This is a genomic window from Kurthia senegalensis (assembly GCF_000285595.1).
GTDB classification, from domain to species: Bacteria; Bacillota; Bacilli; order Bacillales_A; family Planococcaceae; genus Kurthia; species Kurthia senegalensis.
Map to the genome: position 1 here is coordinate 159,980 of NZ_HE611066.1, position 14,156 is coordinate 174,135.

Sequence of the window (14,156 nt, forward strand, 5' to 3'; positions counted from 1 at the left end):
CATTTGTTTTGCGTCTAACCTATTACCCGCGTACGACGACTTTTTTAGCGACACTTTTATTTCCAAAAGCATCGACGACAACGACCGATAATACGGTTCCCACTTTTTGAGAAGTTGTTTTTACGGTAAACGTCCCTTTGGAAGTCGTTTTAGCAGTGGCAATACGCTTATTATTTTTAAAGACGTATACTTTTTTGTTTTTTGCCGCTTTTCCTTGAACAGATTTTGTTTTAGCTTTCACTACGGTTGCTGCACTAATCTTCACTTTTTGCACGTTCACACTTTTTTGAACGAGCTTTTGGTTGAGTTCATTGTATACGACAACTTTTAATGTCGTACCCACTTTTTGTCGTGCAACCGTTGCTTTATACGTGCCCGTTTTTGAAACCGTTGCCGTCTTCATTTTTTGATTGCCTTTGTAAATGACGACTTTTGCTTTTGAATTCACTTTGCCGGAAATCGTTGCGGTCGTCGTAAACACTTTCGGAACCGTCAACCCGACATCTGCTACTTTCAATGCATTCGCCTGTGCCGTTACTTTTTTCAATTGTTGTTCCACTTTTTGAAGCTGTGCGACATTCGTCACATACGTTTGTTGCGTTTTCGTCAACGCTTTGTACGCACTACGAGCTGCTGTAATTTGCTTTTTATCGTCCACGCGAACGTAGCGAACGATTGGAAGACGGTCGATTAAATCTACGACGACTGCTGCTTTACTTCGGTCAAATGCTGTCAGAGTAACGAGACGATTTTCTGCACGTTCTAAAACGTCGCGATTCGTGACGAACAATTGTTGTGTAATCGTCAATTGATTGTACGCTTGACGTGCCGCTTGAACCGCAGCTGCATTCGTTTTTTGAACGATAATGGGTAGCTGTTGAATTTGTGCGATCACACTTTCCGCACGTTTCGAATCGATTTCTGAAAGAGCGATCAGTTGATCCTCAGCATCTACTAGACGAGAAAGATTTGTCACTTGTTGTCTTTCTGACGATGAAAGGGCCTCGACGCTCGCTCGAACAGCTCGAATTGTTTTTTCATGCGCAAATGTGACCGTTGTCGGCAATTGATGGATTGCTTGCATGACGTATTGCACGTTCGATTGCTGTGCCGCTGCAAATAATTGTTCTAATTGTTTTAACGTCGATTCGTTCATCACACGTTTTTTCTGTTCTGCTGTTAATGCTTCATAATGAACACGCGCTTTTTCAAGTGCCTCGGCATCTGTTTGACTTAGTTGAGATGGTATCGGTAACGCAGCGATTTCTTTGCTCACTTCGATTACTTCTTGTTGTAATGTCACAAGGCGTGCTTCGGCTGCTTCTAACGTCGAAACATTCGACACGAGTTGTTGTTCGACTGCTGTTAGTTTCGTCAATCCTCGTCTTACTTCAGTCACCGTATTAGCATCGCCTAAATCCAATGTGCCAATCAATGGTAGAGCCATAATTTGGCGTGAAATAATCGTTGCCTTCTCCATTTGAGTTGTCGCTAAAAGAGACTCATACGTCGCAACCGCAACTTTTAATTCCAACTGATTCGGAATCAATTGTTGTTGTGCAGTACTCAGTTGATTGAACGCTTTATAAAGGGCTTTAATTTGAGCCCCGTCCGCAACAGTAATACGGTCACTCGTTGGAAGTTTCGTAATTTTATTAGCGAAGTCAGCGAGTGCTTCTTCCGAACTTTCAAACGAAATAAGTGGTGCTTCTTCCTCTGGTGCATTTACTAAAAGCTCCGCCAGTTTCACCTCAGCACGACGTAGTGACTCATAATTTGAAACACGTAATTTCTGTGTTTCTGTCAGTGCATCGTATGCTTTTCTTGCTTGTTGAATCATTTGTTTATCAGACAATTTCACAGAAGCTGCTGTCGGTAAATTCCCGATGAGCGTTTTTACATTTTGAACGACTTTCGTCTCATCTGAAAGTTGTGTAAGTGCCTTCTCTAATTGCTGTAATTTATCATAGCCAATGACTTGGCGTTTTTCTTCTTCAGTAAGTGCATCGTATGCTGTGCGTGCTTGTTTTAGACGAACTTGATCTGCTTCGACGAGTGCCTCTATTTGTGGCAATGCCGCGAATAATACATTCACCGCTTTCACATTTTTCAAGCGTAGAAGAAGCGCTTCGGCTGCTTGTAGTTTGGCAGTCTGTTGCACGAATGCTTGCGCCCCTTTTGGCAATGCATCATACGCTTTTCGAGCTTCGACAATTTTTTCCTCATCTTCGAGTGTCACCGCTTCTCGTAAAGAGGAAATCGCATCATCTACGCGTTGAATCGCTTCGATATTCGAAAAGACGTCCGTTAACTGTTGTAACTGTTCTCCATTCGTTACGAGTTGCTGTTGTTGTACAGTTAACGCTTCATAAGCTGTTTGCACTCGTTGATACGCCTCTTCATCTGAAAGTTTCAAATGAGCAAGCGACGGGAGCTGTGTAATTTGTTGTTCTACTACTTCGGCTGCTTTCAAATTGGCTAATCGTTGTTTCGTCACCTCTATTTTGAAAGAATGACCGAACAATGCACGTTTCATTTCAAAGCTCCGTATCTTTTTAAAGACAATATCTGCTTCGTCAATCGTTTGTGCTACTTTCGCACGGTCTGCATTTTTCAACGCATCGAGTGATGGAAGAGACGTACTAAGCTGCATATATTGGGAAACTGCTTGTAACTTCGAATCTTCCAGTCCTTTTAAGCCGACACGGTCGATTGGTGAAAATATAATCGTTTGTTTACCGTATATGTACGAAAACATTGGATTAGTATAATACCTTTCCACCGCTTCGTTGTATGCTTTGTTAATTTCCGGCCCTTTCGCAAATGTGTCGAGATCCCATAGGAAGTAATTTTTTTTGCGATTACTTGCATCGCTTTGTTGTAGCGTTATATTTTCATACGGCAAAAATTGTAACGACTGTGACTCATACTTTCCTGCGTAATAGTCTTTTAATTGTTCGTCAATTGAAGATTTATTCGCATTAAACGTGTCGAGTATTTTTTTCGCCGATTCTGTTAAATGATTTTTTTGTGCATCTGACAATTCGTCCACGTATACGCTCGCACGTTCATAACTTAAGACGTCTTTAAATGAAAAGGGGATGTCGACTAATTGTGCTACTTTCATAACAGGTAAGCTCGCAATGTTCGCGATGTCTACTTTTTCAAGTGTCTTCTCTTGTTCTTCTGTTAACGTCTGTTGCATCGTCACATCGTAAAACTGTGTGTAAACATTCGATATGTGGCGAAGCCCCATCGTTTTATCATAAAGTACTTTCCCCAATTTTGCCTTCATCGTTTGTAGCGTTGCCAGTTGTTGTTCCACTGATTGTAATTTGTACACTTCAATGAAAAGAGGTTCGGCTTGTCGTATGTTTTGAATGAATTCATACTGTTCATCTGAAAATGCGAGAAATTCCGCCAAGACCGCTTGCTTCTCTTGCATCGTTTTCGCCGTCTTCATCGTCGTTTCCCATTTTTTCACCGCTTTATATTCATCTGAATGTATGTCCTTATGCGTTTTTTCAATGCTCGGGATGTCCATTTGTCCATATGCATACAAACGCATTTCATCTGCTAGTGATTTTTGACTTTCTGGAATTTTTTGAATGTACGTCATCGCCGTATTCACTTTATCGACAATGTCGGGTAGGTCACGTCCGACTACTTTTGAATCTCCTTGCGTCAGCGGAATGTGCAGTGCTGCAATTTTTTTGTATAAGTCGACCGTATAACGATTTTCCAGTTGTACGATAGCTGTCTTTGTCGCAAAAAGTTTATCGTAATTTAAAATGTCATATTGTTTCGCCGAAAATATATTTTGGTCGTACGCATCCGAGTCATATCCGATGTCATCAAACGTCGTAATGAGGGCATTCACTTTTGTGTTTAACGCGTCGTATTTCGCTTTGTCTTTTTCAAGATCCCACGTTGAAATAGTTGTCGCTTCCGGCAATGTAGCGATGTCATTCATTAACGATTGTCGACTTTGCAAAATTTTCAACTGTGCTTCTACCGCTTCGAATACCGCGTAATTTTTAACGAGTTTTTTACTCGTTGCTTGCAGCGCATCGTATTGTTTACGAATCGACGCAATCGTTTCCGCATCTTTTAGTTGCACGTAATCTGGTTTCGGGAGCTGTTTGATTTTTTCTTGCAATGCGAGCGTAATCGGTAAGTCGACAGATAGTTCGTTGTAACGTTCGTCAATCGCCTTCAGCTTCGTATAATTACTTAATAATTTTTGTTCGTTCGGTGCTAATTGTCGATCTAATTTTTCTTTAAAAATACGGTACGCTTCAAAATCAGCCGTCGTCATAGAACTTACGGCAGGAAGTGCAGCAATTTGAGCTTCATAAGACGCTTTATTTTCTAAAAATTGCTTTTGTTCAGGCGTATAATCTTCCGTATAAGCCGCTTCTCGACTCGCTGTTTGTTGTGCCCAATCAATTACTGCCCCGTCTAGCTGCCCCGTCGCTAAATCGAGTGTCGCTTGCTTCGGATTGACGACTTTAATTTCCTCCATCAACTCGTCGTACGCCTCTTTCACTTCCGGATCGAGCAAAATTTCTTGTCGCTCATCACTACTGTTCACGTAGGCAAGCGCACGTGTCGCTTCATCTTTCGAGAAAGAATCGAAGACATTTTCTCCGACCATTCCTCCGCCTAAATCTGAGCCGTATAAAAGTGTAAATTGCGTTCGCATGACGTCTTCATCTTGTAAAAAGTGATCCGCAAAGCCGACGTTCGGGAAAATATTGTTCACCGAATACATCCAGCCAGAACCTCTTGAAAAATCAAATTCTCCGAGAGACGATTCATTTGCGAAATCTTGCTCGTCAATCGGAATACCCATCGACGTTCCTGCTTTTTTAATAACAGTCGGAACGTGAACGGCTGATTTTTCAATTACTTTGCTTTTTTCTTTCGTAATATGTGCTAAGTAAAATCCCGAATCCAGCGTTCCTGTATGCTTATACGTAAACTTATTTTTCGTCAGCATTTCATCTAATAATTGGGCACTATTTAAGCCTTTAATGAGCGCAACTCGCTGCGGCTCGATTAAATAGCCCGTTCCGAGCGTGAACGTTTCTAAACTATAGACGAAATCCCCTATCGTCTCCCCGTCTTTTGCCGCTTCTTGTGTAATCGTATACGTGCGTGTTAACGTATCTGCCCCATTTTTCACTTCAATAACAATCGTATTTTTGCCTTGTTGTAAGTTTAATGTGTAACTCGTCTTTTCAGAATCGTGCCAATTAATCGCAACCGGTTTGCCATTTTGCGTAACGCTCAATTCGGTTTTCGCAATTTGAATACCCGTTGCGCGGTCATTCGCCCACACATCAAATGTGAGGCGGTCCGCTTTCGTCGTTCGGTCTTTTAGCGTCGTTCTGAAGTCAATCGTCGTCGCTTCTGCAGCAGATGCTTGCATTGGTACGGTCCACTCAGTCGATGCCGCAAACGTTGAAAATAACATCGTCGTCGCTAAAAATAAATGCTGCCCTCTTTTCATTTTGTACATGTCAAACTCCCCCATTTGTTCGTAATATGCAAAGAATTCGTATGAATGTTCATACGAATTTTTTTGGTCTTTATCTCACTTGAATTCGTTTCGCCGTGCTTTTATTCCCCGCTGTATCGGCAACGATAATTTTTAAAACCGTTCCTTTTTTCTGCTTTGGAATAGATACGGCAAACGTCCCCTTCGTTGTCACTTTCGTCGTTCTTATTTTTTTCGTTCCTTTGTAAATCGACACACTCGTATTTTTTGTCGCTTTGCCCGTCACTTTTTGTGGCGTTGCTTTCACCGTTTTGGCAGCACTTACTTTCGCCGCTTTCACCGTGACTTTTTTCGTTACGAGGCGATTGCCTAATTCATTGTAAATGACGAATGATAAAACCGTTTTCGCTTTTTGAGCCGGAATCGTCACTTTATAAAATCCTTTTGAATCAACCGTTGCCGCTTTTATTTTTTTGTTCCTTTGTAAACGACGACTTTTGCTTTTGGTGTCACATAGCCTTGAATTACTTTCGTCGTGTTTTTAATCGTCGGAATATCAATATCAATGTCTTTCACTTTAAGTGCCTTATCACGTTTTTGTAAAAGAACCATTTGCTTTTCCAATTGCAACAACACGTCATAATTATCGACATATTGTTTTTGCGTCGTTTTCAATGCGCTATATTTCGTACGTGCGGCTTTCAAAGCTGTCGCATTCGTCAGTTTTAATTTTGCTTTCGTCGGTAATGCGTCGATTGCTTTCACTACTTTTTGCGCTGCCGCAACGTCTTTCTCTGCTAGCGCAACGAGTGCCGCTTCCGCTTGTTCTAAAAGTTCCACATTCGTCACGTATAAACGTTGTGCAAAGGTTAACTTATTGTACGCTTTACGCGCTTGTGTGACAGTCGCTTCATCACTTGCGACAATCGTAAATGGCAATTCATATAAAAGTGTTTCGACTTTTCGTGCGGCTTCTTCATCTGCTCGGATGAGCGTATCAAGCTGTGCTTCCGCATCAAGTAACGTCGCATAATTCGTTACGAGTACTTGATTCGGTAACGTTAGCGCATCGTACATCGCTCGTGCATTCGCAATCGCTTTTTCTTGTGACACTGTAATAGCGACTGGTAAACGCTGAATCGTTTCTACGACTTGTTGTACACGGGCTGTTTGATTTTCAGCAAGCTTCAACTCGACCGCTTCTAACGTCCCGCTATTCGTCACCATTTTTTTCTGTGCTACTGTTAAACTTTCGTACGCACGACGCGCTTTTTCGATTGCTTCACGATTCGTCTCACTTACTTGAGAAGCGAGTGGTAAATTCGCAATCATCGTTTTAACCGTCGTTACGTCTTGTTTTAAGATGGCCAGTTGTGCGGCGATTTCCGGTAATGTTTCCGCGTTCGTTACCGCTTTTTTCTCTGCTTCTGTTAAAACATCGTAGGCAAATTGCGCTTGTACATAAGCCGGTTCATCGCTTACGTCCAACAATGAAATCGCTGGTAAAGCTGCTATTTTCGTCATAACCTCTACGGATTTTTTGCGTACTTCACTCGCTACCAAATCGTCGATTAATGCTTTCGCTACCATTAAATCAAACGCGTTGGCTACATTTTTTTGCTCACTAGCACTTAAAGCGACGAACGCATCATAAGTTGTTTGAATAAGCGTTTGATGTGCGAGCGTTATAGTGCTTGCTTTCGGCAGCGTATCAATGATTTTTGTAATCGATTTGACAGCTTCTGTTTGTCCGACAGCTAATTCCTTTAACGTCAGTAATTGTTCTTCTACTTTTTGCAATACCGCTTCGTTCGAAACGCGTGCCTGTGCATCTGCCGCAAGTGCTTGGAACGCTGCGCGTGCTGCTTGAATAGCTTCTTCATCCGTCAATTGCACATTCGCCACTGTCGGCAATGCCGCAATTTGTGCTTCAACTGCTTGGATTTTTTCAAATTGAGTATATGCTTTTACGCTCTCTTCATATTGATTAAAATTAGTAACTCGTACTCTTTGTGATGTTGGTATCGTTTTATATACGTTTTGAATATCATCTAAGGCGATTTTCGTTTCTGCAGTCATTTCATCACTACTTGGCAATGCATCAATTTTTGTCATAATGGATTGAATAGTCGTGGAAAGACGATCGTCTAGAAAAACTTTTAATTGCGTCAATTGATTGGCATACTTCATTTTTGAGACAATTTTTTCTGGATAGTGTGCAACTTTTTCTGTTAAAGCTATCACGTCATCATAATTCACCAACGTAGCATCATCGGATGAAGGAAGTTGCTCGACTAAGGCGTCCAAACGACTCGCGATCATTTGTAATTGCGCATTCGTAAAATCATCCATATATGCGTTTTCTCGTTCATCCGTTTCAGTAGCCCAATCTACAACTGCTTCGTTCAAAGCCGCTACTCGCTCATCTACAGTAGTTTGTTCAATACCGAACTGTTGAATCGTATGTTGAAGTGCTTCATACGCTGTCGCAATATCAGCATCTTGTAACAACTCAGATTTCTCTTCACTACTATTAATGTATGCTAATGAGCGAAGTGCTTCATCTCGTGAAACAGCGGAAAAGTTAGCTGTCAGTTGTTCAAAACTAGAAAGCTCTGCTCCGTTATAAAACGTAAATTGTGTTCGAATAACATCTTGGTCTTGTAAATAAACTAAGGCTGTATCGTCTCCCCAACTGATTGGAATCGCGACATTGTTATGCGTAATTCGCCAGCCAGCACTATTAAATAAATCAAATGTATCTAAATCTAATTCCCAGTCAGAAAGGGTCCCTAATCCGTCTGATAAATCCAGATCGGTTAAATCAGGGAGATCACCTTTATTAAATAATTTTTCGATAGGTTCCGGTAAAGTAGAAATGCCATCCGCTAAATTCGGAAAATCTCCTGAAAGAAGTTGGCCGGAAGTTTTGTAAGCTAACGTATAATGTAATTGTTTTAACAAATCTTCATACTTCGTTTCGGTTGTAATCGGAATACGAATCGGTTCAACGACGTATCCTTTTCCTAATACGAATGTGTCGATACTAAATACGACATCGCCAATTTTATTTTCTAAACTCGCTTCTTTCGTTACGGTATATTCCTTTTCCAGTATGTCAGTGCCGTTTTTAACAGTTACTTTAATAACGTTATCGCCTTCTGATAACTTTATGTTATATCGGAATGATGATTGGTCAGATTGTGAAGAATTATGCTCAACGGTCTTTCCGTTATTCGTAACCGTTGTACCATTATAAATAACAGAAGTACCTGCTGCATTTTCTGCCCAAATCGTAAATGATAAATTATTTGCTTTCGTTTTTAAGCCATCTTCTAACGTCGTTTTCAGCGTCAATTTTTCTGTTTTTTCGCTATTTACTACTGCCTTTGCTACAATGCCATTCGACGGTGGAATTGCTGTTACGACGGTTGATGCTAAAATGCTACTCGCTAAAAATAAGTAGCTCCCCTTTTTCATAAACATCTGTTTTGCTCCCCTTTATGTCCGTTTATTTTTCGTACAACGTAATGTTCTTCTCTGGCATCGCTAACGTTTCCGTTGATGCATAACTTGTTTTTGCAGCAGTTTCCCATGCTGCTGCCGTATCAAGTAAATCTACTGCTGCGTATGGTGCATAGCTTACTTGTTTTGTCGTACCGTCTTTGAAAACGTACGTTACTGTATACGATTTAGCTGTGTATGTACTTTGTGCATCGGTCATGTCATACAACGTATTTTCACCTTTTTGATAACGATCATACGCAATTAATGCGTACAGTACTTGGTCCGTTGCCATTGCATTCACGCCTACACCTGAGCCGCCACCGCCGTCATACCCCGTTGTTACATGGCGGAATCCAGCACTATTGACAGCTTGTCCACTACCCGCTGCATAAAATGATAAGATGGCCTCTATCGTATTCGTCGTTGTCACGCCGTCTTGTGTACCAACCCCATCATTAAACGCCACATGCGTTCCGAGCGTCGGTAAAGAAAGTTGGGTAGCGGTCGGATCTTGACCGAGAGCTGTTAAAGCAACGATCACTTGTGCTGTACTTTCTGCATTCGTATTTCCCCACGCCGTATACCCACCATTCTCTCCTTGCATCGTCGCTAGTTTTTGAACGGCACGGTCAATTTTCGTCATAAATTCTTTGTATGTAACGGTTGCACCTGTTTCTTCATATTTCGATAAGTGATTGTAATACGGTGCAAGTGCTTGCAATGCCATCCCTGTAATATCGGGGTCAGCTGCTCCGAAAAGGGACCAACCGCCACCTTCAATTTCAGCGTTCAAAATAAAGTCGAGCATTTTCCCTTTCGTATTCCAATCACCTTCTCCTGTCTCATTTGAAAAATTATAGTCTTTCGTATTTAACGCGATCAGTTCCCAAATCGGACCGTTAATACCTTGTTTTTTCGAGAAGGCAAATGATGTATTTAAATGGTCCACAATCGAAAGCCCTGTATCGCCTACCGGATTGGCTTGTTCGTTTAATGCGCTCAGTGCTAACGTCACACGAGAGTACTCGGTTGATTTCGTCGTGCTAAGTACACCCGCCTTACTTTCGATATAAGCATATAAATTTGATAAATACGTCTCATTGAAGTCGCTTTCATTTAAACGATTCACATAATCAAATCCGGTATAGCCACCCCTAGCTAAATCCATGACTGACCATTCTCCAGAAGTAGAACCTACTTGTGGGTTCGTTACCGTATCCAAAATGTAGTTCGATGCGGCATTAATGTAAAAGCCTGTTGCTGGTTTTTCATCGTCGTAAAATTGAATGTCCAAATGTTTATAATCCTCGTTCGGGTCATACGCTTGTGCGTGTGCAGCGAATGGTACTGCGCTTAATGCGACCCCTAATGCGACTGTTGCTTTGAGTAAAAATGAATTTTTTTCATAAAGTAATCCCCTTTGTCTGTATTCAAACCAATAAAAAAAGCCCTAACCCCCTCAAGGATTAGGACAAATGGACGCATCGTTACCTGCACAAAAAAGCCTACAGCGAAATAACCCGTACCTCAATCCAAGAAGGTGGTGTTCATAACAATGAGGCAAGTATCCTGACTCGAAAGTATGTTATTTTTTCGCCTTCCCAGTTTCCCAGTGGCTTACGGAAAAAATAAACTTTCTTACAGTGGCTGGACCGTTCAAGATTTTCACTTGATTCCTTTTTAAGCTATGCGACATAGCACCTTATTGAATTGGTATATCATTGATTTTTATTACTTTTATTATAACAGTATGTTCACGTAAAATAATCAGAATTTTTAATTTATCATCTTTTTTACAAATTGAGATAAATTTATACATTAATTACAAAAAATATAATATTTTCGTGCGTAAATAAGCCATTCAGCTATATTTATGGAACATACTATTTAGTAAAAAATCACTTATAACCACCCTCGTAAAAAGTAGTACATTCGTTTAGGACGATTGTATGGTCTTACGATGATTTCTTGGATTTCTTCATATATTGGCAACATATCTACCACTTCCGCTCCGTAGCGTGATGCTTGGTAAGCCGTCAACAATTGCTGAAGCGGTACGCGGTACGGTTCTTCTACTTCGTCTACGAATGCGTGTAACGATTTGTGTGGATTGTGCCAACGTTTCATATGTTGGAGTTGCCATTCGACAAGTTGCAGCGTCGAAATCGCAACGATTTGTTCATTTTCAGAACGCATTTGTTTGCGAAGTTTGCGAATTGTTCGGCGATTCCACAAGACGTAGCCGGTACATACGAGCAAAATGCCGACGAACGCGAGAAGTCCCCAGACCCAATAGCTAAGCGTACGTTTTCTTTTTTAGGAGCGGGGTCGACTGTTTGTTTCGGCTCTGTTACATGTTGATTCGTTCCCGCTTGTTCGCCTTGCGCTTTCGTCGCTTCTTGCGAAGGTGCTTCGGACGCTTCTGGCATCGTATTCGCACTTGGCGTTTCAAGTTCGGGCATTTTTTTCGCAAAGCCTGGTGTGACCTCTACCGGAACCCAACCGAGTTGATCCATATAAATTTCCGTCCAAGCGTGTGCTTCTTTCCCCGTCACATTAATTTCTGTAAGAGGTTGCTTCGCATCGACGAGTTCATTCGTTACCGTATAGCCTTCCACATAACGTGCTGGAATGCCCAAATGACGAAAAGCGAGCGTCGCAATTGTCGCATAATGCGGACTGTAACCCCGTTTCGTCTGCTCCAACGTATATTGTAAAAAGTTTGTATGTGCTGGTAGCTGCTTCGTTTCCGTATCGTAACGCAGCTCTTTCGATAAGAAAGATTGTACTTTTTTAATGGATTGCGCATACGTCGTACGTGTTTTCGGTGCTGCGCCCATATGTGTTGTAAGTAGCATGTCATCTCGTTTGGATAATTTCGTATAATGCGCATATGCAAAAACGTTGTAATGATTTTCAGCGGCTAAATACGGTTCATCTTTCTCGTCCAAACTCGTAATCGGATAGTGAACAACCGCTTTCGGTTCAATCATATACGTGTAATGATCCGTTTCCGATTGAAGCGTTTGCTCGTTCCGACCATCATCTAAAAAGCCTGGTGATGAAGGAGAAGAAGCGAGTTCGTACGGTGTAAAACGATGTGCCGTCGTACCGTTTTTCATATAAATATGGACGGCGCTCTTTTCCGATTGTGCCGATTGTGCATACGCTTGACTAAGTAATAAACTACTGTCGAGTGATGCGTTTTTCAAGCTCGTTAATAACGGTTGCGCATCGTATATCGCTTCATGTGACAGCGCTTGCCAACGATTATTTTCATAACGAGCCCCTACGAACCCGCGTAAATAAAGAGCAGTCGGTTGCTCCATCATAACGGACAAAACGACTTGCTTTTTCGTCTTTCCTTCAGCAAGTTTTGTCAAATCGCCATCCGTTAAAAAATCGGTCGTATTTTCCCCGTATTGCCACGTATGCCACTGCTCTTTCACGTACGCTTGTACCGGACTTTCTATGTTTGGTACGAAACGGGCACTACTTAACGCGAGGGCGAAACAACCGAGAGCAATTCCCCACGAAATGAGCGATTTAATCGTCCAATAACGGGGCATTGCGAGTAAAATAACGGCGAAACTGACGACAGAAACGGTGTAAAAAAGAGACGGTGTGAGTCCGAAAAGAAGCGGTAGTAAAACATACAAACCGAGTCCAATCGCATACGGAGTACGCCATCTTTTTTGTCCGATATAGACGAGTACGATGCCACAAATGATGCAGAAAAAGAGCGTCGTCGGTAAGAGAAAGCCTTCTTTCGCAAATTGGGGCAAATACATGCCTTTTTCACGTCCAATCGTCGTTGCCATATCGTTATATATAGCGGTCATACCGCGAATCGTTAGCGGTAAAGAGACGAGACATAACACGATGGTCCCGTCATAAAAAAACGAAAGCGTGTCCAGTTAAAAAATGAAAGTAAAAAGACGGTAATGGGGATGAGGGCTACCGTCCAAAAAGGAATGCGCGTCAGTTGCCATGCGTCACGTATGCCTAATAGCATAGCAACGACGTATAAAGAAGCGAGCAGTGGCATAAATAGGGTTTCGGTCGTTTGAAATCTGCGTTGTCCAGTCACTTTGAAACCCTCCTATAACACAATCCGTGCCAATTTTTGTTGAACGTTTTCCGCCGTAAATTCGTATGTCGAAAAGTCTTCTCCTGCGCTACGCAATTGTAAAATGGTCGCATTCGAATCATGTATTTGTTCATTTGCGACGAGTGCGATGTATGAACCACGAGGCTTTTCTGTTTGCTGTCCTGTCAATAATTGAAAGGCGATGTCATTCAATTGTGTCGCTTCGTACGCGCGCTCATTGACGAAAACATGCGCAGCCGTTGCAGATTGTTTGCAGCTTTCAAGCAATGCAAATAAAACTGAAAGCAGCGTATCGTATTGTGCCGCATTTGTCGCTTTTTCTACATACAATTGCACCGCTGCTTGTTCTTCTTCTAACTGTTCTTCCACGACGAGTTCGTCTTGCTTCGCTGAAAGCTTCCAATGAATTTGCTTCATCGAATCCCCCATGCGATACGGTCGTAAGCCTAACCGTTCATTCGTTTCATTTGTCGTTACTTTTTGGCGAAGCGTCACTGCTGACAAGTCGTCGGCACTACTTGGCGACAGTAACTCCATCGCAAAAGGTTTTGGCCAGATGAGCATCGTCGCCTCTTTTTGTACAGCGTAGCGCTTAACGTAAAAAGGAAAGCCTGTCGCGACACGAATGCCTGCCGTCTCAAATCGCCACGCACCACAATACGTCGTATCGATGGGTAACGAAATTGTCATCGCATCATTTGCACCGAGGGAGAATGGAATGTGCTCGTTCATCACCGCTCCACTTAATACATGTTCGGCACGAATGTCGAGTACGCCTTGAAAAATAGGCCATTTCGCACGTTGTGTCACCGTTAATTTCAACTCGTGGGCCGAACCTTTTAAAGCGCGTTCTGTCACGTCTATGTGCACGTTCCATTGACGTGTGACGAACCGTGCCAATAACGAAGCGACGACGTTCCAAAGAAGCCAAATGCCAAGTAACAATACCGAGAAGCTTGTTGGCTCCCAAACGGTCATACTAATGAGGAGAACCGTCACAATCGTCCAAATCCACTTATTCATCGTCTCTCCTCC

8 protein-coding genes and 1 riboswitch are annotated in these 14,156 nt (G+C 42.1%); all 8 genes read right to left on the reverse strand.

The annotated features are described in order from the left end of the window. Nucleotides 1-22: 22 nt before the first annotated feature. Nucleotides 23-5,524 (reverse strand): Ig-like domain-containing protein, encoded by a 5,502-nt coding sequence (locus KSHG_RS08150; protein WP_010304468.1) that lies wholly within the window; start codon nucleotides 5,522-5,524, stop codon nucleotides 23-25. A 70-nt stretch (nucleotides 5,525-5,594) separates the two neighbouring features. Continuing rightward, on the reverse strand, nucleotides 5,595-5,933 hold the full coding sequence (locus tag KSHG_RS08155; RefSeq protein WP_010304469.1) for an Ig-like domain-containing protein: 339 nt from the start codon (nucleotides 5,931-5,933) through the stop codon (nucleotides 5,595-5,597). 35 nt (nucleotides 5,934-5,968) lie between these two features. Next, a complete protein-coding gene (locus tag KSHG_RS08160) occupies nucleotides 5,969-8,989 on the reverse strand; it encodes a hypothetical protein (RefSeq protein WP_010304470.1) in 3,021 nt (1,006 codons plus the stop codon). A 25-nt stretch (nucleotides 8,990-9,014) separates the two neighbouring features. Beyond that, nucleotides 9,015-10,304 carry a prenyltransferase/squalene oxidase repeat-containing protein gene (locus KSHG_RS08165; protein ID WP_010304471.1) on the reverse strand — a complete coding sequence of 430 codons (1,290 nt, stop codon included), beginning with the start codon at nucleotides 10,302-10,304 and terminating at the stop codon, nucleotides 9,015-9,017. Between the two features lie 248 nt (nucleotides 10,305-10,552). Further along, nucleotides 10,553-10,730: riboswitch (cobalamin riboswitch) on the reverse strand. Nucleotides 10,731-10,912: 182 nt separating this feature from the next. Further along, nucleotides 10,913-11,137, reverse strand: coding sequence for a hypothetical protein (locus KSHG_RS08170; RefSeq protein WP_010304472.1), 225 nt, complete (start codon nucleotides 11,135-11,137; stop codon nucleotides 10,913-10,915). Further along, nucleotides 11,134-12,891 carry a transglutaminase-like domain-containing protein gene (locus tag KSHG_RS08175; RefSeq protein WP_010304473.1) on the reverse strand — a complete coding sequence of 586 codons (1,758 nt, stop codon included), beginning with the start codon at nucleotides 12,889-12,891 and terminating at the stop codon, nucleotides 11,134-11,136. The genes KSHG_RS08170 and KSHG_RS08175 overlap by 4 nt, the downstream gene beginning before the upstream one ends. Continuing rightward, nucleotides 12,864-13,100, reverse strand: coding sequence for a hypothetical protein (locus KSHG_RS18310; RefSeq protein WP_147630511.1), 237 nt, complete (start codon nucleotides 13,098-13,100; stop codon nucleotides 12,864-12,866). The genes KSHG_RS08175 and KSHG_RS18310 overlap by 28 nt, the downstream gene beginning before the upstream one ends. Before the next feature lie 12 nt (nucleotides 13,101-13,112). Next, nucleotides 13,113-14,144 (reverse strand): DUF58 domain-containing protein, encoded by a 1,032-nt coding sequence (locus KSHG_RS08180; RefSeq protein WP_010304474.1) that lies wholly within the window; start codon nucleotides 14,142-14,144, stop codon nucleotides 13,113-13,115. Nucleotides 14,145-14,156 lie beyond the last annotated feature (12 nt).

Bases quoted from the DNA above. Each gene is read 5' to 3' on its own strand.
- KSHG_RS08150 (WP_010304468.1), bottom strand. From the start codon at position 5,524: ATGTACAAAATGAAAAGAGGGCAGCATTTATTTTTAGCGACGACGATG.
- KSHG_RS08160 (WP_010304470.1), bottom strand. From the start codon at position 8,989: ATGTTTATGAAAAAGGGGAGCTACTTATTTTTAGCGAGTAGCATTTTA.
- KSHG_RS08170 (WP_010304472.1), bottom strand. From the start codon at position 11,137: ATGAAACGTTGGCACAATCCACACAAATCGTTACACGCATTCGTAGAC.
- KSHG_RS08180 (WP_010304474.1), bottom strand. From the start codon at position 14,144: ATGAATAAGTGGATTTGGACGATTGTGACGGTTCTCCTCATTAGTATG.